Origin of the sequence: Rhodoferax sp. OV413 (genome assembly GCF_900104385.1) — a bacterium.
Classification (GTDB): Bacteria; Pseudomonadota; Gammaproteobacteria; order Burkholderiales; family Burkholderiaceae_C; genus Rhodoferax_B.
This window is the reverse complement of sequence record NZ_FNJA01000002.1, coordinates 717,372-741,575: the sequence shown is the minus strand read 5'-3', so window position 1 is coordinate 741,575 and position 24,204 is coordinate 717,372. Positions and strand designations below refer to the sequence as shown.

Annotated in this window: 21 protein-coding genes and 1 other RNA gene; 1 reads left to right on the top strand and 21 read right to left on the bottom strand. The window is 64.4% G+C overall.

From position 1 onward, the window contains the following. Positions 1-3: 3 nt before the first annotated feature. The 21 genes from murC to rnpB form a co-directional block, all read right to left on the bottom strand. The gene (gene murC / locus BLT66_RS10940) at positions 4-1,428 is read right to left on the bottom strand and encodes a UDP-N-acetylmuramate--L-alanine ligase (protein ID WP_092757696.1); all 1,425 of its coding nucleotides are present in this window, start codon (positions 1,426-1,428) and stop codon (positions 4-6) included. Further along, positions 1,425-2,504, bottom strand: a complete 1,080-nt coding sequence (gene murG / locus BLT66_RS10935) for an undecaprenyldiphospho-muramoylpentapeptide beta-N-acetylglucosaminyltransferase (RefSeq protein ID WP_092757695.1) — start codon at positions 2,502-2,504, stop codon at positions 1,425-1,427. The genes murC and murG overlap by 4 nt, the downstream gene beginning before the upstream one ends. Next, a complete protein-coding gene (ftsW, locus tag BLT66_RS10930) occupies positions 2,501-3,757 on the bottom strand; it encodes a putative lipid II flippase FtsW (protein WP_092757694.1) in 1,257 nt (418 codons plus the stop codon). Before ftsW ends, murG begins: the two co-directional genes overlap by 4 nt. Beyond that, positions 3,754-5,361: a UDP-N-acetylmuramoyl-L-alanine--D-glutamate ligase gene (murD, locus tag BLT66_RS10925; RefSeq protein ID WP_092757693.1), complete on the bottom strand. Its 1,608-nt coding sequence runs from the start codon at positions 5,359-5,361 to the stop codon at positions 3,754-3,756. Before murD ends, ftsW begins: the two co-directional genes overlap by 4 nt. Before the next feature lie 4 nt (positions 5,362-5,365). Further along, positions 5,366-6,544 carry a phospho-N-acetylmuramoyl-pentapeptide-transferase gene (mraY, locus tag BLT66_RS10920; RefSeq protein ID WP_092757692.1) on the bottom strand — a complete coding sequence of 393 codons (1,179 nt, stop codon included), beginning with the start codon at positions 6,542-6,544 and terminating at the stop codon, positions 5,366-5,368. Next, positions 6,534-7,919 carry a UDP-N-acetylmuramoyl-tripeptide--D-alanyl-D-alanine ligase gene (gene murF, locus BLT66_RS10915; RefSeq protein ID WP_092757691.1) on the bottom strand — a complete coding sequence of 462 codons (1,386 nt, stop codon included), beginning with the start codon at positions 7,917-7,919 and terminating at the stop codon, positions 6,534-6,536. The genes mraY and murF overlap by 11 nt, the downstream gene beginning before the upstream one ends. Further along, positions 7,916-9,406 (bottom strand): UDP-N-acetylmuramoyl-L-alanyl-D-glutamate--2,6-diaminopimelate ligase, encoded by a 1,491-nt coding sequence (locus tag BLT66_RS10910; protein ID WP_092757690.1) that lies wholly within the window; start codon positions 9,404-9,406, stop codon positions 7,916-7,918. The genes murF and BLT66_RS10910 overlap by 4 nt, the downstream gene beginning before the upstream one ends. Next, positions 9,406-11,136 carry a peptidoglycan D,D-transpeptidase FtsI family protein gene (locus tag BLT66_RS10905; RefSeq protein ID WP_092757689.1) on the bottom strand — a complete coding sequence of 577 codons (1,731 nt, stop codon included), beginning with the start codon at positions 11,134-11,136 and terminating at the stop codon, positions 9,406-9,408. Before BLT66_RS10905 ends, BLT66_RS10910 begins: the two co-directional genes overlap by 1 nt. Further along, positions 11,133-11,429, bottom strand: coding sequence for a cell division protein FtsL (gene ftsL, locus BLT66_RS10900; protein ID WP_092757688.1), 297 nt, complete (start codon positions 11,427-11,429; stop codon positions 11,133-11,135). Before ftsL ends, BLT66_RS10905 begins: the two co-directional genes overlap by 4 nt. Beyond that, complete coding sequence (gene rsmH, locus BLT66_RS10895; protein WP_092757687.1) at positions 11,426-12,379, bottom strand: 16S rRNA (cytosine(1402)-N(4))-methyltransferase RsmH; 954 nt, start codon at positions 12,377-12,379, stop codon at positions 11,426-11,428. The genes ftsL and rsmH overlap by 4 nt, the downstream gene beginning before the upstream one ends. A 9-nt stretch (positions 12,380-12,388) precedes the next feature. After that, entirely contained in the window at positions 12,389-12,817 is a 429-nt protein-coding gene (mraZ, locus tag BLT66_RS10890; protein WP_092757686.1) for a division/cell wall cluster transcriptional repressor MraZ, read from the bottom strand. Between the two features lie 286 nt (positions 12,818-13,103). Continuing rightward, positions 13,104-14,429, bottom strand: a complete 1,326-nt coding sequence (gene hslU / locus BLT66_RS10885; protein ID WP_092757685.1) for an ATP-dependent protease ATPase subunit HslU — start codon at positions 14,427-14,429, stop codon at positions 13,104-13,106. 3 nt (positions 14,430-14,432) lie between these two features. Further along, positions 14,433-14,981 carry an ATP-dependent protease subunit HslV gene (gene hslV, locus BLT66_RS10880; RefSeq protein ID WP_092757684.1) on the bottom strand — a complete coding sequence of 183 codons (549 nt, stop codon included), beginning with the start codon at positions 14,979-14,981 and terminating at the stop codon, positions 14,433-14,435. Positions 14,982-15,041: 60 nt separating this feature from the next. Further along, the gene (locus BLT66_RS10875; protein WP_092757683.1) at positions 15,042-16,826 is read right to left on the bottom strand and encodes an STAS domain-containing protein; all 1,785 of its coding nucleotides are present in this window, start codon (positions 16,824-16,826) and stop codon (positions 15,042-15,044) included. A gap of 42 nt (positions 16,827-16,868) precedes the next feature. Beyond that, positions 16,869-17,579, bottom strand: a complete 711-nt coding sequence (dksA, locus tag BLT66_RS10870) for an RNA polymerase-binding protein DksA (RefSeq protein ID WP_369821591.1) — start codon at positions 17,577-17,579, stop codon at positions 16,869-16,871. Positions 17,580-17,633: 54 nt separating this feature from the next. Then, entirely contained in the window at positions 17,634-18,692 is a 1,059-nt protein-coding gene (locus tag BLT66_RS10865) for a CobW family GTP-binding protein (RefSeq protein ID WP_092757682.1), read from the bottom strand. A gap of 109 nt (positions 18,693-18,801) precedes the next feature. Then, positions 18,802-19,998 carry a class I SAM-dependent rRNA methyltransferase gene (locus BLT66_RS10860; protein ID WP_092757681.1) on the bottom strand — a complete coding sequence of 399 codons (1,197 nt, stop codon included), beginning with the start codon at positions 19,996-19,998 and terminating at the stop codon, positions 18,802-18,804. 17 nt (positions 19,999-20,015) lie between these two features. Further along, positions 20,016-20,969 (bottom strand): tyrosine recombinase XerC, encoded by a 954-nt coding sequence (locus BLT66_RS10855; RefSeq protein ID WP_092757680.1) that lies wholly within the window; start codon positions 20,967-20,969, stop codon positions 20,016-20,018. Between the two features lie 3 nt (positions 20,970-20,972). Then, the gene (locus tag BLT66_RS10850) at positions 20,973-21,656 is read right to left on the bottom strand and encodes a DUF484 family protein (RefSeq protein WP_092757679.1); all 684 of its coding nucleotides are present in this window, start codon (positions 21,654-21,656) and stop codon (positions 20,973-20,975) included. 14 nt (positions 21,657-21,670) lie between these two features. Then, positions 21,671-22,540 (bottom strand): diaminopimelate epimerase, encoded by an 870-nt coding sequence (gene dapF / locus BLT66_RS10845; protein WP_092757678.1) that lies wholly within the window; start codon positions 22,538-22,540, stop codon positions 21,671-21,673. A 145-nt stretch (positions 22,541-22,685) separates the two neighbouring features. Beyond that, an RNA gene (gene rnpB, locus BLT66_RS10840) (RNase P RNA component class A) lies at positions 22,686-23,121 on the bottom strand. 70 nt (positions 23,122-23,191) lie between these two features. Between rnpB and cysK the strand changes: the two genes are divergently transcribed. Then, positions 23,192-24,109 (top strand): cysteine synthase A, encoded by a 918-nt coding sequence (gene cysK, locus BLT66_RS10835; RefSeq protein ID WP_092757677.1) that lies wholly within the window; start codon positions 23,192-23,194, stop codon positions 24,107-24,109. Positions 24,110-24,204: the final 95 nt, after the last annotated feature.

Genomic DNA, 24,204 nt, shown 5'->3' with positions numbered 1-24,204 from the left:
CGCTTATTCCACCAGCACAACGTGCTCATTTTTTGATAGCAAATCAACCACCTTGCCGGGTACGCTGCCGATGGAGCCAGCCCCCATGCACAGCACCACGTCGCCCCCCTGGGCGGTGTCCAGAATGGCCTGAGGCAAGGCCGCGATATCGTCGATGAACACCGGCTCGACCCGGCCGGCCACGCGCAGCGCGCGCGCCAGGGCCCGGCCGTCGGCGGCCACGATGGGCGCCTCGCCGGCCGCATAGATTTCGGTCAGCAGCACCACGTCGGCCTCACCTATCACCTTGACGAAGTCTTCAAAGCAGTCGCGGGTGCGGCTGTATCGGTGCGGCTGGAACGCCAGCACCAGGCGCCGGCCGGGAAAAGCCCCGCGCGCGGCCGACAAGGTGGCGGCCATTTCCACCGGGTGGTGGCCGTAGTCGTCGACCACGGTGAAAGTGCCGCCGTCCTTGGCGGTCCAGTCGCCATAGGGCTGGAAGCGGCGGCCCACTCCTTCAAAGCCAGCCAGGGCTTTTTGCACCGCGGCGTCGGGGATGTTCAGCTCGACGGCTACGGCAATTGCCGACAGCGCATTCAGCACGTTGTGCCGACCGGGCAAATTCAGCACCACCGGGATGTCCGGCAGGGTCACGCCGTTGCGGCGCTGCACCGTGAAGTGCATCTGTCCGCCGACGGCACGCACGTCGATGGCCCGCACCTGGGCGTCTTCGCCAAAGCCGTAGCTGGTGATCGGGCAGGTCACCTGGTCCAGGATGTCGCGCACACCAGGGTCGTCGGTGCACAGGATGGCCGTGCCGTAGAACGGCATGCGGTGCAGGAAATCAACAAACGCCTTCTTCAAATTATTGAAGTCGTGGCCATAGGTTTCCATGTGGTCGGCGTCGATGTTCGTCACCACTGCCATCACCGGCAGCAGGTGCAGGAAGGACGCGTCCGACTCGTCGGCTTCAACCACGATGTAGTCGCCATTGCCCAGCTTGGCGTTCGCGCCGGCGCTGTTCAGGCGGCCGCCGATCACAAACGTTGGGTCCAGCCCGGCTTCGACCAGCACGCTGGAGACCAGGCTGGTGGTGGTCGTCTTGCCGTGCGTACCGGCGATGGCAATGCCTTGCTTGAGGCGCATCAGCTCGGCCAGCATCAGGGCGCGTGGCACGATGGGCACATGGTTCTCGCGCGCGGCCAGCACCTCGGGGTTGTCGGCCTTGACGGCGGTAGAGGTAACGATGGCATCGGCCCCCAGCACGTTCGCCGAGCTGTGGCCGATGAAGGTGGTAATGCCCAGGCCACCCAGGCGGCGCAGCGTGCTGCTGTCCGACTGGTCGGAGCCCGAGACGATGTAACCCAGCTTATGCAGCACCTCGGCAATCGCCGACATGCCCGAGCCACCGATACCGACAAAATGCAAATGGCGTACGGCGTGTTTCATGGTCGTACCAATCTTTCTAGTTCATCGGCCACGCGCGCCGCCGCATGCGGCTTGGCCAGTGCACGGGCCTGGGTCGCCATCGCGAGCAGGCGCTCGCGGCTCAGGCTGGTCAACAAATCCGCCAGCGGCTGCGGTGCCAGCTCGGCCTGCGGCAGATGGATGCCGGCCTGCTTGGAGGCCAGCCAGGCGGCGTTGTCGCGCTGGTGCGAAGTGGTGCTGACCACCAGCGGCACCAGCACCGCCGCCACGCCCGCAGCGCACAGCTCGCTGACGGTGACGGCACCGGCGCGACAGACGATCAGGTCGCAGGCCGCCAGCTCGGCCGCCATGTCGTCGATAAACGGCAGCACCTGCGCAGCGATGCCCAGCTCGGCATAGGCGGCCTGCACCGCCGACTGCTGGGCCACGCCGGTCTGGTGTACCACCTGGGGCCGCTGGTCGGCGGGCAACCGGGCCAGGGCCTGCGGCAGGCAGTCGTTGATGGCTTTGGCGCCCAGACTGCCACCCACCACCAGCAACCGCAGCGGCCCCTGGCGGCCGGCGAAGCGCTCGGCCGGTGGGGGGATGGATTCGATCTCGGCGCGCACCGGATTGCCCGTGACCACCGCACGGCGTATGCCTTGCGTGGCCGGGCCTTCGAAGCCGAAGGCCACGCGGTCGGCCACCGGTAGCAAGGCCTTGTTGCTCATCAGCAGCGCGGCATCGGCATTCACTAGCATCAGCGGCTTGCCCAGCAGCGAAGCCATCAGTCCGCCGGGAAAGCAGACATAGCCGCCCATACCCAGCACGGCATTCGCATGGCGCTGGCGCAGGATCTGCAGGCAGCTCCAGAACGCCGCCAGCATGCGCAGACCGCCGGTCAACATATGCACAAGCCCTTTGCCGCGCAGGCCGCTGAAGGCGATCCGGTCCATGGCAATGCCGGACGGCGGCACCAGCTTGTTCTCCATGCCGTGCAGCGTGCCCAGCCAGCTGACGGTCCAGCCGCGCTGCTGCATCTCGCGCGCTACCGCCAGGCCGGGAATCACATGCCCACCGGTGCCTGCGGCCATGACGACCAGATGGCGCGCGCTCATACGCGGGCTCCGTGCATTAACTGTCGGTTCTCATAGTCCACCCGAAGGACAACGGCCAGCGCCACCAGATTCCACAGAATCGCCGAGCCGCCGAAGCTCATCAGCGGCAGGGTCAGGCCCTTGGTGGGCAGTGCGCCCAGGTTGACGCCCATGTTGATGAAGGCCTGGAAGCCCATCCACAGACCTACGCCCTGGGCGACCAGGCCGGCAAACAGCCGGTCGAGGGCAATCGCCTGGCGGCCGATGTGCATGATGCGGCGGATCAACCAGAAGAACAGGCCAATCACGCAGACCACGCCGACCAGGCCAAATTCTTCGCCGATCACGGCCAGCAAAAAGTCGGTGTGGGCTTCCGGCAACCAGCTGAGTTTTTCAATACTGCCACCCAGGCCGACGCCAAAAATCTCGCCGCGGCCAATTGCAATCAGCGAGTGCGTGAGCTGGTAGCCCTTGGCCAGCGCATTGGTATCGCTCCAGGGGTCGAGGTAGGCAAAAATCCGCGCGCGGCGGTAGTCGTTGAAGGCGATCATCATGCTGAAGGCCCCCACCAGGATGGTGGCGATCAGAAAGAACATGCGGGCATTCACGCCACCCAGGAACAGGATGCCCATGGCGATCACGGCAATCACCATGAACGCCCCCATGTCGGGCTCGGCCAGCAGCAGCACGCCGATCACGCCCACCGCCGCCCCCATGGGCCAGACGGCGCGCAGGAAGTTTTCCTTCACGTCCATCTTGCGCACCATGTAGTCGGCCGCGTAGATCACGATGGCGAACTTGGCCATCTCCGAGGGCTGGAAGTTCATCACCCCCAGCGGCAGCCAGCGCCGCGCGCCATACACCACCTTGCCCACGCCCGGGATCAGCACCGCGATCAGCAGCAACAGCGAAACGATGAACAGCCAGGGTGCCCAGCGCTCCCAGGTGCGCATCGGCACCTGGAAGGCGATCAGCGCCGCCACAAAGGCCACGCACAGGAACACCGCATGCCGCACCAGGAAGAAATGGTGCTCGTACTTGGCGAAGCGTGGGTTGTCAGGCATGGCAATCGATGCCGAATAGACCATCACCAGCCCCCAGGCCAGCAAGGTAACCGTGACCCACAACAAGGGCTGGTCAAAGCCATGCACGCGCGCGGGCTGGCTGGGCGTGCGCGAGAAGCCGCTGGCGCCCAGGCGCACCGGCAAAGCATCGGCCGCCGCTTTCGGCAAGCCCTTGAACCAATCGGTAAAACGCAAGGACATCTGGCTCATGCCGCGTCCTCCTGTCCAGCGTCGGCCAAAGCCATCACCGCTTCGATGAACACCTGGGCGCGGTGCTCGTAGTTGTTGAACATGTCAAAGCTGGCGCAGGCCGGTGACATCAGCACCGCGTCGCCCGGGTGCGCGCGCTGGCTGGCCAGTTGCACCGCCTCCTGCATGCTGCCGGCATCGACCAGGGCCACGCCGGCATCGGCCAGCGCGGCACGGATCAACGGCGCATCGCGGCCGATCAGTACCACGGCGCGCGCATAGCGCGACACGGGCGCGGCCAAGGGGCTGAAATCCTGGCCCTTGCCCTCGCCGCCCAGAATGACGACGATGCGGCGCTCGGCGCCCAGGCCGGTCAGCGCGGCCACGGTGGCGCCCACGTTGGTACCTTTGCTGTCGTCAAAGTATTCGATCTCGCGCACCGTATCCACCGATTCGACACGGTGCGGCTCGCCCCGGTATTCGCGCAGGCCATACAGCATGGGCGCCAGTGCGCAGCCGGCGGCCGAGGCCAGGGCCAGCGCTGCCAGTGCGTTGACGGCGTTGTGCCGGCCGCGGATGCGCAGTGCATCGGCCGGCATCAGGCGCTGGATGTACAGGTCGTCGGCGGCTTCGCTGCGTTTGCGCTTGGTTTCATCGGCCTCCAGCGCGCGCACCAGCCAGGCCATGCCGTTGACCACTTCGATGCCGAAATCGCCGGGGCGCTGCGGCATGTCGCCGCCAAAGGTGGTGTGCCGGCGCAGCTGGGGCTTTTGCAGCCGCAGCTTGAGCGGCGCAGGCAGCATGGCCATCACACCCGGGTCTTCTCGGTTCAGCAGCATCAGACCGTGCTGGCCGAAGACACGGGCCTTGGCGGCCGCATAGGCTTCCATGCTGCCGTGCCAGTCCAGATGGTCTTGGGTCAGGTTCAGCACGGCCGCCGCCGTGGGCTCGAAGCTGCGCGCTGCATCCAGCTGGAAGCTGGACAATTCCAGCACCCAGACCTGGGGCAAGCTGTCGGCCTCCATGTGCGCGGCCAACGTATCCAGCAAGGTCGGGCCGATATTGCCTGCCACCGCCACCGTCTTGCCGGCGCGCAGCACCAGCTGGCCGGTCAGCGAGGTGACCGTGGTTTTGCCGTTGGTGCCGGTGATGGCCAGCACCGCGGGGTGGTAGCCGAGCGTGGCTTCGGGCACGACGGCAACCGGCGCTTCATCGTCTTCCGACAGTTCGGCTTCGTCCTCTGGCTCGGGCAGCGCTTCAGGCAGCGGCTCGGCCACGGCGCTGGCCTGGCGCATGTCGGCCAGGGCCCGGGCAAACAGATCCAGCTCGCCACCCACCGGCAGGCCGGCGCGCTGCGCCTCGGCCAGTACCGGGGCCAGCACCTCGGGCGATAAACCCGGCGAACGGTAAACAGCGTGCATGCCCTGCGCCAGGGCGGCATTGAACGGGCCGCCGATGAACACCGCAGCCGGCAGCTCAGCCTGCAGGATTGCCAGTTGCGGCGGGGCCTCGCGGGTATCCGCCACCGTGACCTGCGCGCCATGGCGCGCACACCAGCGCGCCATGGCCAGGCCGGACGCACCCAGGCCCAGGATCAGTACGCGGAGGTCTTGCAAGTGCTGCATTGTCTTAGCGCAACTTCAGGGTGGACAAGCCCACCAGGCACAGCAGCATGGTGATGATCCAGAAGCGCACAACCACCTGCGTCTCCTTCCAGCCACTCTTCTCGAAGTGGTGGTGCAGCGGTGCCATCTTCAGGATGCGCCGACCCGCGCCGTATTTCTTCTTGGTGTACTTGAACCAGCTGACCTGCAACATCACCGACAGGGCCTCGACCACGAAGATGCCGCCCATGATGGACAAGACCACTTCCTGCCGCACAATGACCGCCACCGTGCCGAGAGCTCCGCCTAGTGCCAGCGCGCCCACGTCACCCATGAACACCTGGGCCGGATAGGCGTTGAACCACAGAAAGGCCAGGCCGGCACCGGCCATGGCCGAGCAGAACACCAGCAGCTCGCCCGCGCCGGGGATATGCGGCAGAAACAGATACTTGGAGAACACCGAGCTGCCGGTCACGTAGGCAAACACGCCCAGCGCCGAGCCCACCAGCACCACCGGCATGATGGCCAGGCCGTCCAGGCCGTCGGTCAGGTTCACGGCATTGCTGGAGCCGACGATCACCAGATAGGTCAGCACCACAAAGCCCAGCACGCCCAGCGGGTAGCTGACCTCCTTGAAGAACGGTAGCTGCAGGCCGGCCTTAGGCGGTAGGCTCAGGTCAAAGCCCGACTGCACCCAGCTGAAGAACAGCTCCAGCACCCGCATGTTCGAGTTCTCGGAAATGCTGAACACCAAATACAAAGCGGCCACCAGGCCGATCAGCGACTGCCACATGTATTTCTCGCGTGAGCGCATGCCCTCGGGGTCTTTGTTGACGACCTTGCGCCAGTCATCCACCCAGCCAATGGCGCCAAACCCCAGGGTCACCAGCAGCACGATCCAGACAAAACGGTTGCTCAAGTCCACCCACAGCAAGGTAGAAATGGCGATGCACAGCAGGATCAGCACGCCGCCCATGGTGGGCGTGCCCTGCTTGACCAGATGGCTTTCCATGCCGTAGCCGCGCACGGGTTGGCCGATCTTCAGCGCCGTCAGCCGGCGTATCACCACCGGCCCGGCCACCACACCGATCAGCAAGGCCGTCATGGCTGCCATCACCGCCCGGAACGTCAGGTACTGGAAAACGCGAAAAAACCCGAATTCGGGCGACAGGGTTTGCAACCACTGGGCGAGGCTAAGCAGCACGGGGCGGCTCCTTGTATTGTTGTTCTTCTTGGGACTGGATAAAAGCCACGACCCGCTCCATCTGCATGAAGCGCGAGCCCTTGACCAGAATGCTGGCCACCTGCGGCAGCTGGGCCTGCACGACCGCCAGCAGTGCGTCGATGTTGTCGAAATGCCGGCCACCATGGGCGCTGATGTGGGCCGACATGGCGCCCAGGGTCAGCACCTGCTCGATGCCGCTGCGCTGGGCCTGCACGCCAGCTTCGGCATGGAACGCGGGGCCCTGGTCGCCGACCTCGCCCATGTCGCCGGCCACCAGCAGGCGCGGGCCCGGCAAGGCGGCCAGCACCTGGATCGCGGCTTGCATCGAATCAGGGTTGGCGTTGTAGCTGTCGTCCACCAGGGTCAGGCTGCGGCCACCCAGGTGCACGGTCAACGCCTTGGAGCGGCCCTTGACCGGCTCAAACGCCGCCAGGCCTTGCGCCACGGCGGCCAAGGGCACGCCGGCCGCCAGCGCGCAGGCCGCAGCGGCCAGAGAGTTCTTCACGTTGTGCAAGCCGGCGATATGCAGGGCGTACTGCAACGGCCCGGCCGGTGTGTGGGCACTGACTTGCCAGGCACCATCGGCCCAGACCGGTGGCTCGGCCCATACATCGGCTGCACCCAGCGCAAATTGCAGATGCGCGCAGTGGGCGGCCAGGCCTTGCCAGAGCGGCGTATAGCTATCGTCGGCCGGGAACACCGCCACGCCGTCGGCAGGCAGCACGGACAGCACCGCGCCGTTCTCCTGCGCCACGGCTTCGACGGTGGCCATGAATTCCATGTGCTCGCGCTGGGCGTTGTTCACCAGGGCCACGGTGGGCTGGGCCATGGCCGCAATCGCTGCGATCTCGCCCGGGTGGTTCATGCCCAGCTCGACCACGGCCAGGCGGTGGTGCGCACGCAAGCGCAGCAAGGTCAACGGCACGCCGATGCTGTTGTTGAAATTGCCCAGCGTCGCCAGGCAGGCATCGGGCTGGGCGGCGCGCAGGATGGAGGCGACCATCTGGGTCACGGTGGTCTTGCCGTTGCTGCCGGTGACGGCAATCAGCGGCAGCTGGAACTGGGCGCGCCAGCCAGTGGCCAAATCACCCAGCGCCAGCAGGCTGTCGTCCACCTCGATGCACGGCAGGCCTGGCAGCGCATAGCCGCGGTGGCACAGCGCGGCGACCGCGCCACGGGCCTGCGCCTGGGCCAGCATGCCGTTGGCGTCAAACTTCTCGCCCTTGAGCGCGACGAACAGGTCGCCGGGCTGCAGGCTGCGGGTATCGGTGTGCACCCGGGTGAAAACCACCGCGCCATCGCCCACCAGGGTGGCGCCAGGCAACAGCGCCAGGGCTTGTCGCAAGTTCATCATGCTGCGGCTCCGGCAGGACGGCGCGCCAGCGCGGCTTCGGCATGGGTTTTGTCGAGGAACGGGTGCTTCACGCCGGCCACTTCCTGCGTCGCCTCATGGCCTTTGCCAGCCAGCAGAATCACATCGGCGGGCGCTGCCTGGGCAATCGCTTCGGCAATCGCCACTGCCCGGTCGGACTGCACATGCACGCAGGCGTTATGGCTCAGGCCCAGCAGGATCTGGCTGATGATGGCCTCGGGCCGCTCGCTGCGCGGGTTGTCGCTGGTGACCAGCACCATGTCGGCGTTCTTCTCGGCCACGGCCGCCATCAGGGGCCGTTTCAGGTTGTCACGGTCGCCGCCGCAGCCAAACACACACCAGAGCTTGCCGCCGCGGGTCTGTGCCAGCGGTCGCAAGGCCAGCAGGGCTTTGTCCAGCGCATCCGGTGTGTGCGCATAGTCGATGGCCACCAGCGGCTGGCTGGGCTGGCTGATGCATTCCATGCGCCCCGGCACCGGCAGCAGGCCGTGGCAGGCGGCAACGGCATCGGCCAGCGGCACGCCCAGCGCCCGCATGGTGCCGATCACGCCCAGCAGATTGGCCACGTTGTACTGGCCGATCACCGAGGTCTGCAGGGCGACGCGCTGCCCGCCCTCGACCACCATGAAGCACAGGCCGCCGGCTTCGTAGCGGATGTCCTGCGCCTGCAGCCGCGCCTGGTGGGTGCAGGAGACGGTCCACAGGTCCAGATCGACAAACAGATTGGCCAGCGCCACGCCTTGCGGGTCGTCGACATTCAGCACCGCGGCCTGCAGGCCGGGCCAGCGGAACAGCTCTTCCTTGGCACGCCAATAGGCCTCGGTGCTGCCGTGGTAGTCCAGGTGGTCCTGGGTGAAATTGGTGAAGGCGGCGACGCGGATGCGGGTGCCGTCCAGCCGCCGCTCGACCACGCCGATCGACGAAGCCTCGATGGCGCAGGCGCCCAGCCCCAGATCGACAAAGCCGCGGAACGCCTGTTGCAACCGCACCGGGTCGGGCGTGGTCAGGCCGGTGGCCAGCACATCGGGCGGAATTCCTATGCCCAAAGTGCCCACTACCGCACAGGGAGAGTGCGCATACAGCTGCGTTTTTGATAGCGCCTGAGCCAACCACCAGGTGGTGGAGGTTTTGCCATTGGTGCCGGTCACGGCCAACACATCCAGGCTCTGGCTGGGCTGGCCGAAATAGGCGGCGGCAATCGGGCCGGTGCTGGCTTTCAGGCCGGTGTAGCAGGCCACCGCCTCCTCGCCGTCGAAACCAAAGGCCTCGCTGCCGGCCTGCTCCACCAGGCAGGCAGTCGCGCCCTGGGCCAGCGCGGCGCGGACAAATTTGCGGCCATCGGTGGCGGCGCCCGGCCAGGCGATGAAACCGTCGCCCGACTGGATCACCCGGCTATCGACCTGCAGACTACCGCGGACCCGGCTTTGCAACCAGGCGACCGCCTCTGCCGGGGTATGGAGTTGCAGCATCAGAACGACTCCTCCACGGCCTGGGTCACCACCTGGGCTTTGACATCCAGATCTGGCTGCACACCCATCATGCGCAGGGTTTGCTGCACCACTTCGCTGAACACCGGGGCGGCCACCGCACCGCCGAAATACTGGCCTGCGCTGGGCTCGTCGACCATCACGGCGACGATGATGCGCGGCTTGTCGATAGGCGCCATGCCGGTGAACCAGGCGCGGTATTTGTTGCTCGCGTAGCCCTTGCCGACCTGCTTGTGCGCCGTGCCCGATTTGCCGCCGACCGAATAGCCCACGGTCTGCGCCTTGGGGCCGGTGCCGCCCGGGCCGGCAGCCATTTGCAGCATCTTGCGGATGGCGGCGGCGTTCTGGGCCGAGAACACCTTGACGCCCACGGCCGGCTCGCTGCTCTTGAGCATGGTGGCCGGGATGATTTCGCCGTCGTGGGCGAACGCGGTATAGGAATGCGCCATCTGGAACAGCGAGGCCGACAGGCCATAGCCGTAGGACATGGTGGCCTGCTCGATGGGGCGCCAGGTCTTCCAAGGTCGCAAGCGGCCGGACACCGCACCTGGGAAGCTGATCTGCGGCTTCTGGCCAAAGCCTACGGCGGTATAGGTGTCCCACATTTCGTGCGGCGACATGCGCTGGGCGATCTTGGTCGCGCCCACGTTGCTGGACTTCTGGATCACCCCCTCAACGGTGAGTAAACCGTAGTTGTGGGTGTCGGTGATGGTGGAGCCGGTGATGGTCAGGCGGCCCGGCGAGGTATCCACCAGGGTCTGCGGCGTGATGCGCCCAGCCTCCAGCGCCATCGCCACGGTGATGGGCTTCATGGTCGAGCCGGGCTCGAAGGTATCGGTCAGGGCGCGGTTGCGCAGCTGCTCGCCCGTCAGGTTCTTGCGCTTGTTCGGGATGTAGCTGGGGTAATTGGCCAGGGCCAGCACTTCGCCGGTGATCGCATCCAGCACCACCACGCTGCCGGCCTTGGCCTTGTTGGCAATCACCGCATCGCGCATCTTCTGGTAGGCGAAGAACTGCACCTTGCTGTCGATGCTGAGCTGGATCTCGCGGCCGTCTACCGGCGGCACCTGGTCACCCACGTCTTCCACCACCCGACCCAGCCGGTCCTTGATGACGCGGCGCGAACCGGGCTTGCCGCCCAGCTCCTTGTTGAAGGCCAGTTCAATGCCTTCCTGGCCGTTGTCTTCCACATTGGTGAAGCCCACCACATGGGCAATCGCCTCGCCCTCGGGGTACTGGCGCTTGTATTCCTTGCGCTGGTAGATGCCCTTGATGTTCAGCGCAGCGATTTGCTGGGCGATGGGCTCGTCCACCTGGCGCTGGACCCAGACAAAGGTCTTGTCCTCGTTGAGCTTCTTGTTCAGGTCGGCCAGCGGCATCTCCAGCAGCTTGGCCAGCTGCTTGAGCTTGACCGGGTCGTGGTCCACGTCCTCGGGGATGGCCCAGATGCTCGGGGCAATCACGCTGGAGGCCAGGATCAAGCCGTTGCGGTCCAGGATGCGGCCGCGGTTTGCCGGCAGCTCCAGCGTCCGGGCAAACCGCACCTCGCCCTGGCGCTGGAAGAAATCATTGCCTATCACTTGGATATAGGCGGCCCGGGCCGTCAGGCCCAGAAAGCCCACGGCAATCGCTGCCACCACCAGCTTGCTGCGCCATACCGGCGTTTTGCTGGCCAGCAAGGGGCTGGAGGTGTAACGCACGCTGCGGCTCATGGCCGGGCCTCCGAAGCCGCGTTGGTGGGGGCCATTACCGTCACGTACTGGGTGATGGCCGGCGTGCTGGTGCGCATCTGCAGCTGTTCCTTGGCCAGTTTTTCCACCCGCAAAGGCGTGGCCTGTGCGCGTTTTTCCACCTGCAGGCGCTCGTTTTCGATTTCCAGCTTGTGCGACAGGGCGATGGCCTTGTCCACCTCGACAAACAGGCTGCGCGATTCGTACTGGGTGTGCACCAGATACAGGGCGCTGGCAATCACCGCCAACAATAAAACCAGGTTGAGGCGGGTCATGGCGCGTCCGTCCTGCGGGCTACCCGCATCACGGCGCTACGTGCACGCTTGTTGCCGGCCACTTCTGCGGCGCTGGGCTTGACGCGGCCCAAGGCCTCCAGTGGCATGGCGGTGGCACCGCCCAGCATCCAGCTGGGCGCGCGGCGGTCCACCACCTCGCGCGCATGCTTGGCGATGAATTGCTTGACGATGCGGTCTTCCAGCGAATGGAAACTGATCACCACCAGACGTCCTCCCGGTTGCAGCACCCGCAAACTCGCGTCTAGCGCGTGTTGCAGCTCTTCAAGCTCGGCATTGATGAAAATCCGAAGAGCCTGAAATGTGCGCGTTGCAGGGTTCTGGCCCGACTCGCGGGTTTTGACCGCGCCAGCCACGAGTTCGGCCAGTTCAGTGGTGGTTGAAATAGGGCCCCGTTCCTGTCGGCGAGCAACAATCGCCTTTGCAATGGGGCCAGCAAACCGTTCTTCACCGTAGTCACGTACCACCTCTGCGATCTGTTTTACTTCGGCCGTTGCCAGCCACTGGGCCACACTCTCGCCGCGCGTGGTGTCCATGCGCATATCGAGCGGGCCATCGAAACGGAAACTGAAACCGCGCTCGGGGTTGTCGATCTGCGGCGAGCTGATGCCCAGATCCATCAACACCCCGGTCACACTGGCGTCGGGCAGCTCGCCTAAATGACGAAAGCCCTGGTGGCGAATGGAAAACCGCGGGTCGGCAATGGTGGCGGCCTCGGCAATCGCGTCCGGGTCGTGGTCGAAGGCGATCAGCCGGTCTTGCGGCGCCATCCGGGACAGCAGCAGACGCGAATGACCGCCGCGGCCGAACGTCGCATCGACGTAGGTCGCCGCAGCGCCGGCGGCGCTGGGGTTTGAGGTCTCCGGCTTGTTGAGAAGAGAATCGACTGCTTCGTTCAACAAGACGGTGGTATGTTTCCATATCGCGTCCACCGTAGGGCCTTAGAAAGAAAAGTCCTTGAACACTTCGGGCATGTCGCCTTGCATCGCCTTGGCTTCTTGTGCATCGTAGGTGGCTTTATCCCACAACTCAAAATGCCGCCCCATGCCCAGCAGCATGGTGTCTTTGGCGATGCCTGCGGCTTCCCGCAACTCGGGCGACACCAGCACGCGGCCGGTGGCATCCATCTCTACATCCATCGCATTGCCCAGAAAAATACGCTTCCACCACTGCGCCGACATGGGCAGCTCGGCAATCCGTTCGCGGAACTTCTCCCACTCGGGACGGGGAAACACCATCAGGCAGCCGTGAGGGTGTTTGGTGATGGTCAGTTGGCCAGCTGCGGTCGCGCTCAAGACGTCACGATGCCGGGTCGGCACCGATAGCCGCCCCTTGGCATCCAGACTTAGAGACGAAGCCCCTTGAAACACAACAGCCCACCCTCGCTATAGAGCAGCAACCAAATGGGCCATGCGAAGGCACTTTTCACCACTTAATTGCACTTTTTTGCACTGTAGCAGGAAAAAAACACTGCGCCCACCTCCGGTGCAGTATTTTTTGTAATCAAATCAAGGACTTAGCGACAATCTTGCAAGTAGACACATGCAAAAAACGTTCTAAATTAAGCACTTAGCGCAGATTGTGAATGTGCCAATTGAGATACGCGGCACAGCGTGTAACAAATAAAGCCCGAGGGCTTGGTTGGAACGCTCAGCTTTACAGAATATAGCGCGATAAATCCTCGTTCTTGCTCAATTCCTTGAGCCGCGCATCCACATAAGCGGCATCCACCACCACGGTTTGGCCCGCCAGCCGGGCAGCATCGAAACTGACATCGTCCAGCAGCCGCTCCATCACGGTAGAAAGGCGCCGGGCACCAATGTTTTCAGTGCGCTCATTCACGTCGAACGCGATGTGCGCCAGCCGGGTAATGCCCTCGGGGGCAAACTCCAGGGTCACGTTTTCGGTGGCCAGCAAGGCCTGGTACTGCTTGACCAACGAGGCATGGGTCTGGATCAGAATCGCCTCGAAATCCTGCACCGACAGCGATTGCAGCTCGACCCGGATCGGAAACCGGCCTTGCAGCTCGGGGATCAGGTCGCTGGGCTTGCTCAGATGGAAGGCTCCGGAAGCAATGAACAATATATGGTCGGTCTTGACCGTACCGTACTTGGTCGACACCGTGGTGCCCTCGACCAGCGGCAGCAGGTCGCGCTGCACGCCCTGGCGCGACACCTCGGCGCCGCTGCCCTCGCTGCGCGAGGTCACCTTGTCGATTTCATCGATGAAAACAATGCCGTTCTGCTCGGCGTTCTGGATCGCCTGGGTTTTGATGTCTTCCTCGTTGACCAGCTTGCCAGCCTCTTCCTCGATCAGCAGCTTCAGGGCTTCGGCAATCCGCAGCTTGCGGGTTTTGCGCTTGGGCTGGCCCATCTGGCTGAACATGCCGCGCAATTGCTCGGTCATCTCTTCCATGCCGGGCGGGCCCATGATTTCCAGCTGGGCTTTGGGGTCAGCCACGTCGAGCTCGATCTCTTTGTCGTCCAGTTGGTGCTCTCGCAGTTTCTTGCGGAACGCCTGGCGCGCCGCGCTGTCAGGCACTTCACCCTGCGCTTCCAGGCCACGTGCGGTCGGTATCAGGATATCCAAAATCCGCTCTTCGGCAGCATCCTCGGCCCGCACGCGCACCTTGCGCATCTCGGTTTCGCGGGTTTGCTTGACGGCTATATCGGCCAGGTCCCGGATGATGGCATCCACATCCTTGCCCACATAGCCCACTTCGGTGAACTTGGTGGCCTCGACCTTGATAAAGGGCGCATCGGCCAGGCGCGCCAGCCGGCGGGCGATCTCGGTCTTGCCCACTCCCGTGGGGCCGATCATCAAGATGTTCTTGGGCGTAATTTCATAGCGCAGCGGCTCGGCCACCTGCTGCCGGCGCCAGCGGTTGCGCAGGGCAATCGCTACCGCCCGTTTGGCCTGGTGCTGGCCAACAATGTGGTGGTCTAGTTCGGCAACAATTTCTTGAGGAGTCATAGAGGACATGCTTCAGTCCAGCGTTTCAATGATGTGGTTCATGTTGGTGTAGATGCACAGCTCGCCTGCAATCTCCAGCGACTTTTTGACGATCTGCGAGGCCGTCAGGTCGGTGTTGTCCAGCAGTGCCTTGGCCGCCGAATGCGCATAGGCGCCACCCGACCCAATCGCCACAATGCCCTGCTCCGGCTCGAGCACATCGCCATTGCCGGTAATGATCAGCGAAGCCGTGCTGTCGGCCACGGCCAGCATGGCCTCCAGGCGGCGCAGCACGCGGTCGGTACGCCAGTCCTTGGTCAGCTCGATGGCCGCACGGACCAGATGGCCCTGGTGCTTTTCCAGCTTGCCTTCAAAGCGCTCAAACAAGGTAAAGGCATCGGCCGTGGCACCGGCAAAGCCAGCGAGCACCTTGTCGTGGTGCAGCTTGCGAACCTTGCGGGCCGTGCCTTTGATGATGATATTGCCCAGCGTGACTTGGCCGTCGCCGCCAATGGCGACTTGCACGCCGTTGGGGGTCTGGCGCCGCACGCTGATGATGGTGGTGCCGTGAAACTGTTCCATAAAATCCAGATAAGGGTGAAACCGGTAGATGCAAGCGCACCACACCCCGGGTGACGAAGGTCAGTTCCGGCGTGGAATGACCTTGGCATACTCGTTGATGCCAATCACATTGAAGAAGATGGCCGCCAGGCGGTGCAGGCCGACAAACTGCACTTGGTGGCCCGCAGCGTGCTGCACGGCCGCCCAGTTGAGTACCGAGCCGGCCGCAGAGAAATCGATACGCATCAGGTGGTCGCAAGACACCACCAGCACACCGCCGCTTTCCGCTGGCGCGTCCACCGCCGCCAAAGCGCTGGAGGCATCGCCCAGCACCAAGCCGGTCAGCACGCTCAAGGTCGGCGGCAAGCTCGACATCTGCGTGGCGCCCATGCCGATGTCGGAATCCTTGAACTCTGGCCTGTCGGAGCGTATGCCCTCCAGGGCCGCAGGCATGGAAACACTGCCGTCCTCGTCCAAGGCGACATAGCTGCATACAGCCTCTTGCCACGACGGAGGCGAAACCTCGTAGGTGATGCAGTATTCGAGCGCCACCATGTCGAAGGCATCGGGGTTTTGCTGGGCGCGCAGCAGGTCCAGGCGCAGGCGCCACCAGGCCTGGTTCACCCCGGGGTCGCCGGTGCGGGTATAGCTTTTCACCACCTCTTCCAGGCGGTCGCCATCCAGGAACTTCAGCTGTACCGCTTCGTGTGTCCAGTCTGCAAAAAGCGCCCCCAGACCCTCCACGGCAGCGCTGTCGATGACACTCAGGCTGGTCCAGCCTATCTGCACCACCGAGGGCGTGCGCTGGCGCAGTGCCGATTGCAAACCGGACACCGCCGCCGCACTCAGCGCACTCGGGCAAGCCCAGCTGAAATGGCCGCTGTCGCTACCAGCCATATCGGCCTGTGCGCCGGCCGCCGGCAACTGGCCCGCCTGGTCGGGGATAGAAAACCACGCCGGCCCCGAATGGCCAAAGCGGGTGGCGTAATCAATGCCTACGGTATCGAATCCATCCTGCAGCCCAGTCGCACGGTACAGGTCAAACAAGGCCAGCCACACCTCGGCCCGGCTGTCCGGCGCGGGCTCCGCACGCAACAAGGTATACAGCGCGCTCTCTGCGCCTTCCGTATCGCCATTGGCAAAGCGGATAGCCGCTTCTTCCAGCTCGGGGTTGTGCTCGTAATCCACGGTATCCAGCGCAAACAGCTCGGGCGGCGCAGCGGGAACGGGCTTGGGAACAGAAGCAGAGGCAAAGTTGATGCTTTCGTCCAGCGCGGCCAGCATGTCGACCACTGGATCGGCCTCGGGCGCCGAGAAGCTACGCCCATTGGCACGCAAGGGCGAGACGTCGGTTGGGGCGAACGCATCGGCATGCCGCGCGGATTGCAAAGGTAGCGGCAAAGAGGCCGGCACCGTGGCGGCGTAGGCACGACCGCCGTCCAGAGCCGCCGACTCAGTGGGTATCAGAGAGGCGCGCGATGACAAATGCACCGGCTTGCTAATGCCGCTGTCCTTGGCCTTCCACCATTGTTTGGACATCTGGGCTTCGATTTCGTCGATCTTCTTGATCGTGCCGGCCCGGTCGTCCAGCTTGGACTGCATGCTGCTCTGGAAGAAGGATGGACGCTCGGGCGTGTCCGGCGAGGCCTGGACTTCGCGCTGGCGCAGCTTGCGCAGCTGGTCGAACTCCCGGCGCCGCACAAAGTCGTTGCGGCGCTTGCGCTCAATCATCTCCTTGAGCATCTGCTTGCTGTACTGGCTCTCCTTGTCGAGCTCAGGCTGGTCCAGGTCGGACCAGTTCGTCGTCGGATTGCGGACGAACTTGACGACCTTGGACAGCAAGCCAGAGGGTTCGTTGGGCGGCATGGTCGTGTCAGCGCAGCGTGATGGGATTGAACGCGTCGGCGATCAATCGCCAAACATTTTTTGCTTCAACTCCCGGCGTTGCTGGGCTTCCAGCGACAGCGTGGCAGTAGGACGGGCCAGCAGACGGCCCACGCCGATAGGTTCGCCGGTTTCGTCGCAGTAGCCATAGTCACCCGCGTCGATGCGGTTGATGGATTGCTCGATCTTCTTCAGCAGCTTGCGCTCGCGGTCGCGGGTGCGCAACTCCAGCGCATGCTCTTCTTCGATGGTGGCGCGGTCGGCCGGGTCAGGCACCACCACCGTGTCTTCGCGCAAATGCTCGGTGGTTTCACCGGCGTTGTTCAGCATGTCCTGCTTGAGCGCGGTCAGCTTGAGGCGGAAGAACGCAGTCTGCTTCTCGTTCATGTACTCCGAATCCGGCATGGCGATGACTTCGGCATCGGTCAGCTTGTCGGCCGGGGTGGTCTTCCAGTTGTTCGCCAGCTTCGGGTCCTTCTTGGCGGCCACATGGGGTGGCGGCGCAATCATGGGCTCGGGTGCGTTCTGCATGTAGCTGGACTTGGCCGCGGTGGATGCGACGGTCGGGGCCATGGACGGCACGGTCAGCTGCGCCAGACGCGATGAGGGGCGCACGCTTTTCGCCGGAATCGACGTGTAGCGAGGGCTGGTCTGCACCGCTGGAGCTGCTTCGGTGGTAGCTGCCGCGGGGGCGGGGGTGGTCTTAGGCGCTGGGGTCACTTTAGTAGTACTCACGGTTGGCGCGGGGATGCTGGTTTCCCCGCTGACTTCTTAGATTCTGCTCTGGCATCACACCAAACACTGCTCCATACCTTGCAAAAAGATGTCTTTCGGCAAATCAATGCCAATAAATACCATTTTGCTGCCGCGTAGCTCGTCTGCACCCCACTCAGGGCCCAAATCGCTGCCCATCAGCTGGTGTACACCCTGGAAAATGACTTTACGCTCGGTGCCTTGCATATTCAAGACGCCTTTGTAGCGCAACATGCGCGGGCCGTAAATATTAACGATGGCGCTCAGGAAGTCTTCCAGCTTGGCGGGATCGAACGGCCGCTCCGATTTGAAGACAAAACTCTTCACATCGTCATCGTGGTGATGGTGGTGGCCCTCATGCCCGTGGCCATGGTCGTGCTTGTGCGAAGGGTGGTCGCAGTGCTCGCCCTCGGCATGGTCATGGTGGTCGTGCTCGTCTTCCTTCAGGAAGTCGGGGTCAATGTCCAGTTTCGCGTTAAGGTTGAAGCCACGCAGGTCAAACACCTCGCTCAGGGGCACTTCACCAAAATGCACGGCTTTTTGCGGGGCCCGCGGGTTCATGTGCTTGAGGCGGTGCATCAGCGCGTCGACTTCGGCCGGCTCGACCAAATCGGTCTTGCTGATAAAGATCTGGTCGGCAAAACCCACCTGGCGGCGGGCTTCCTGGCGGTCGTTCAGCTGGGTTGCCGCGTGCTTGGCATCCACCAGGGTCAGGATCGAGTCCAGCAGATAGCTTTCGGCGATCTCGTCGTCCATGAAGAAGGTCTGGGCGACCGGGCCAGGATCGGCCAGGCCGGTGGTTTCGATGACCACGCGCTCGAAGTCCAGCAGGCCTTTGCGCTTTTTGGCGGCCAACAGGCTCAGGGTGGCGCGCAGGTCTTCACGGATCGAACAGCAGATACAGCCATTGTTCAGCTGGATGATTTGCTCGCCTGGCTCGGACACCAGGATCTCGTTGTCGATGTTTTCCTCGCCGAATTCGTTTTCAACGACGGCGATCTTCTGGCCGTGGGCCTCGGTCAGCACGCGCTTGAGCAGCGTGGTCTTGCCCGAGCCCAGAAAGCCGGTCAGGATGGTGACGGGAATGAGTGCCATGGGTTCTTTCATTGCTAATTTGTCACTGGGAACAGCGCTGCTCCCGCGATTTCGTGGAAATTAACAGGTGGGGAGTGTAGCGGCCAATTCAGGCGGGCTTTAGATGGGGCTATTTCCTCAGAATTACAAGGCCTTTGAGGTACTCGCCTTCCGGGAAATTGACCGTCATCGGGTGGTCAGGGGCGCCGCCCAGGCGCTCACTGATATAGCCGTCCACCCCGGCGTCGATGCCGGCCGAGGCAACGATCTTGTGGAACAGGTCGGCGTTGATGCCGCCCGAACACGAATACGTGAACAGCACGCCGCCCGGCTCCAGTATCTTGAAGGCCAGCCGGTTGATATCTTTATAGGCGCGGGCCGCGCGGTCGGCGTGGGCCGCCGTGGGCGCGAACTTGGGCGGATCGAGCACGATGCAGTCAAAAGTTTGCCCTTGCGCGGCGAACTGGCGCAGCGAGGCATTCACATCGGCGTCCATGAACGTGACGCGGTCCGGCGCAAAGCCGTTCAGCGCCACATTCGCCGCGGCCCGCTCCAGCGCCGGGCCGGACGAATCGATCGAGGTCACATGGCCCTGGCTGCCGCCGGCGCGCATACCGGCCAAGGCTGCCACGGTAAATCCCCCCGTATAGCAATAGCAGTTCAGCACGCGCTGGAACTGCAGGCGCTGGGCGTAGCTGGCCATTTTCTGCCGGCTGTCGCGCTGGTCCAGGTAGAAGCCGGTCTTGTGGCCTTCGGCGATGTCCAGGCCCAGACGCCAGTCGTGCTCCTGGATGGTCAGGCCGGTAGGGCCGTCACCGCGCAGCCAGCCGGTGGTCGGCTCCAGGCCTTCCAATGAGCGGGTGTTGGTGTCCGAACGTTCGTACAGTTTGCTCAGCCCCGTCGCGGCCAGGATGGCGTCGACCAGCACCTGCTTCCAGCGCTCAACGCCGGCAAACAGGAACTGCGCCACCAGGGTGTCACCGTAGCGGTCCACGATCAGCCCCGGCAGGCCATCGGATTCGCCATGGATTAGACGCACGCCATCACTATTTACGTCAAATCGGGCTCTCGCGCTGATAGCACTTGCGACAGCAGCTACAAAAAACGCAGCATCTATGCGCTGGGTTTCGTCAAAGCTCCAAACCCGGGCCCGGATCTTGGACGTGGGGCTGAATGCAGCCCAGGCCAGAAACTTGCCCTCGTGCGACTCCACGCGCACGGTTTCACCCGGGTCGCCACCGCCCTTGGCGATGGCCGAATCAAAAATCCAGGGGTGGCGGCGCTGCAGCGAGCGCTCCTTGCCTTCACGTAAACGAATAACTTTCATGGGCGGGATTGTGGGGCCTATTTGCCCGGCGGCAACTTGGCCCGGGGGTGGGCCGCGTCATACACCTTGGCCAGGTGCTGGAAGTCCAGCCGGGTGTAGACCTGGGTGGTGCTGATATTGGCGTGGCCCAGCAGCTCTTGCACCGCGCGCAAGTCGCCGCTGCTTTGCAGCACGTGGCTGGCGAACGAATGGCGCAGCATGTGCGGATGCACCGGGGTGGCGGTGCCGGCCAGCTGGCTGCGCCGGCGCAGCCGCTGCCAGACCGAGGCGGCAGTCAGCCGCGTGCCGTAGCGGCCCAGGAACATGGCGGCGGACAGCGCGGCGCCCTGCCCTTCGGCCCGGATGGCCAGCCATTTCTCCAGCGCGGCCACCGCGGTTTTGCCTATCGGCACGATGCGCTGCTTGCTGCCCTTGCCCAGCACATGGGCTTCGCCGGCTTCCAGATCGACCCAGCCCCGCGCCGCCTTGCCGGGCGCCGCGTCCAGGCCGGTGAGTTCACCGACCCGCAGGCCGCCACCGTACAGCAGCTCGACCATGGCCGCGTCGCGCGCCTCCAGCCAGGGGTCGTCGGCCTCGTTCTCGAAGTCGGCCAAACCGATGGCCTCGTCCAGGCCCAGTGCCTTGGGCAGTGGCTTGGGCGATTTGGGGGCCCGCACATCCTGCACCGGATTGCTGGCCACCAGGCCCTGCCGGCCCAGCCAGGTGTAGAAGCCGCGCCATCCCGACAAGATCAGCGCAATGCCGCGCCCGTTGTGGCCCTGGCTGTGCAGCTGCGCGGCCCAGCGGCGCACATGGTGCTGGCCGACCTGCTGCAGCGCGACGCCGGCCTTGTCGGCCTGCTGGCTGAGTTTTTGCAGGTCCAGGGTGTACAGCGCCAGCGTGCGCTCGGCCAGGCGCTTTTCAAAGCGCGCGTAATCGAGGTACTGGGCGACCAGCGGCGGAACCGTGGGGTCGGCGCTGGCGTCGGCCATGTTTTAGGCGCGCAGGCGCGACAGGGCGGCTCCGGCCAGCTCGGCAATGCGCTCCAGAAAGTCGGTGCCCATGGCCGATTCAAAGCGCTGCGCGTCGGGCGAGGCCAGTACCAGCATGCCGAAGGCCGGGCTCGGGCTGTTCAGCACGCCGGTGCGCAGCGGCATCAGCGCCAGCGACATGGCGGCGGCCGGCTGGGCCAGCCAGGTGACAGCTTCGAAGCCCGAGTTCACGCCGCAGAACGGCGCGGTCAGCGACGAGGCAAAAATCTTCGCGTCTTCGCTCACGCCCTGGGCCCAATGGGCGTGCGCATATTCGTCGGCCACGCCCCAGACCTTGATGGCAGCCTGCGGCACCGAGAACTGCACCTCGATCTCGTGGGCAATGCGCTCGGGCAGGTCGGCCGGCGAGCGCGTCAGCAGCAGGCTGCGCGCCCAGCGCTGCAGCTTGTCGGCAATGATCACGTTTTCGTTGCCATGGCGCACCATGTCCATGATGCGGTGCTCCAAGCCCTTGATCTTCTCGCGCAGCATCTCGGCCTGGCGTTCCTGCAGGCTGACCGCACGGTTGCCGTGCGGGCTGGTCAGCTGCACCGAGGCCAGCACCTGCGAATGGCGCTCGAAGAACTCGGGCGTGTTGGCCAGGAAGTTGGCGATGTCGTCTTCGGTAATCGGATTGGTGGTGTTCATAGGGGTGCAATCAATTAGTCTGGAATCGTGATCGAGCCGTCGAAGACGGTGGTGGCCGGGCCGGTCATCAGCACCGGCTGGCCCATGCCGGCCCATTCGATGGTCAGGCGGCCGCCATGGGTGTCGACATCGACCTTGCTGTCCAGCAGGCCCAGGCGGATGCCCGCCACCACGGCCGCGCAGGCGCCGGTGCCGCAGGCCAGGGTTTCGCCCGCGCCGCGCTCGTACACGCGCAGTTTGATCTGCGATCGGCTGACGACCTGCATGAAGCCGACGTTCACGCCATTCGGAAAGCAGGGCTGGCTCTGCACCCGCGGGCCCAGGGTAGCGACCGGCGTCGCCTCGGCGTCGTCCACCAGGTACACCGCATGTGGGTTGCCCATGGACACAACTGCTACGTTAAACATAGCGCCTTGCGCAGACTCTAGCTGCGCCAGCGGCCATTTTTGCCATGAATCTGTGGCTATGGGCTGCAGGCCTTGCGGATCGAAGGGAATCTGCGCCAGGTCGAACACCGGCAAGCCCATGTCGACGGTGACACGGCCGTCTTCTTGCATATTCAATTGCAGCACGCGTTCCATGGTCTGGACCCGCACGCTGTTTTGCGCGGTCAGGCCGCGGCTGTGGACGAAGCGCATGAAGCAGCGCGCGCCGTTGCCGCAGTGCTCGACCTCGCCGCCGTCGGCGTTGTGGATGGCGTATTCAAAGTCGATACCGGGCGCGCTGGCAGCCCGCACCGACAAAATCTGGTCGGCGCCGACGCCAAAGTGGCGGTCGGCCAGGAAGCGGTACTGGGCGCTGCTCAGGCCCAAACGGCCCTGGGTCTCGTCGAGCACCACAAAGTCGTTACCCGCGCCCTGCATTTTGGTGAATGGGATGTGCATGGTGGAATTATCCGCTCTGGCGCGTGGATTTTTAGGCTGCAGGGCGATTCAAGCGCTGCGCGCCGTGTTGGCGCGCACTTGCTACTCAATTGATAGCTGCTTGCGCTGGTGAAATAAGCGCTAGCGGCCTATTTCTTCTATAAAAGTGTGAAGCCCACCGATAAGCCGGATTCTGTGCGCGGGAGTTACCTCCCGTGTGACCGCCATTAATCTGGGCCGGGGATCGCTCGCCCGGCTCGGTGCTACCTACCCGCCAACTCAGGGGGCCCCGTCAACGTTGGCCTATTTGGTATTGCTGCGCGTAGAGATTGCCCGTTTCACCCAAGTCGGGCTTTGCCCGACTTGGGTGCTGTGCTTTCCCGGCTTGCGCCGGGACCGGTCGGCTTACGCCGCCCTTTGCCAGCTTGCGCTGGCATCGCACAGACCACCCTTGTTAGGCTGACCTGACTTGACTCGTCTCTGTTGCTCTAATCCTCACCTCACGGTGGACAGCCATTAGCTGCTACGCTGCCCTATGCAGTCCGGACGTTCCTCCAGTGCCTGGTTTCCCAGATTGCACCAGCGGCGGTCTGGCGGGCTTCACCCCCCGATTATGGCAGTGCCACAATGCCCCGGTTTGCTCCCGCTTCACGCCCACATCCTAGGAGACCCATGAAACCCGACAACATCCTGCAGACCATAGGCAACACCCCCCACATCCGCATCCAGCGCCTGTTTGGCGCGGGCGCGAATGTCTGGATCAAGTCCGAGCGCAGCAACCCCGGCGGCTCAATCAAAGACCGCATCGCGCTGAGCATGGTCGAAGACGCCGAAAAATCCGGCGCGCTGCAGCCCGGTGGCACCATCATCGAACCCACCTCGGGCAATACCGGCGTGGGCCTGGCCATGGTGGCCGCGGTCAAGGGCTACAAGCTGGTGCTGGTGATGCCCGACAGCATGTCCGTCGAACGGCGCCGCCTGATGCTGGCCTACGGCGCCAGCTTCGACCTGACCCCGCGCGAAAAAGGCATGAAGGGCGCGATCGCCCGCGCCCAGGAACTGGTCGCCGCCACCCCCGGCAGCTGGATGCCGCAGCAGTTCGAAAACCCTGCCAACATCGACGTCCACGTGCGCACCACCGCGCAGGAGATCCTGGCCGACTTCCCCGACGGGCTGGACGCGCTGATCACCGGCGTGGGCACCGGCGGCCACATCAGCGGCTGCGCCCGGGTGCTCAAAGCCAAATGGCCCAAGCTGCAGGTGTTTGCGGTCGAACCCACGGCTTCCCCCGTGATCTCCGGCGGCGCGCCCTCGCCGCACCCGATACAGGGCATAGGCGCGGGCTTCATCCCCAAGAACCTGGACGTGGAACTGCTGGACGGCACCATCCAGGTCGACGCCGAGCCGGCCCGCGAAATGGCCCGCCGCAGCGCCCGCGAAGAAGGCATGCTGGTCGGCATCTCCAGCGGCGCCACCCTGGCGGCGATTGCCCAAAAGCTGCCGGATCTGCCGGCCGGCGCACGGGTGCTGGGCTTCAACTACGACACCGGCGAGCGCTACCTGTCGGTGGACGGCTTCCTGCCCGCCTAAACCAGCGCGAATTCGACCGCAAGCCGCGGGGTGCCACCGCACCCTGCCCTGCCTAGACTCCATTCCGACGCCTTAAAAATCCGAAGGAATAGAGC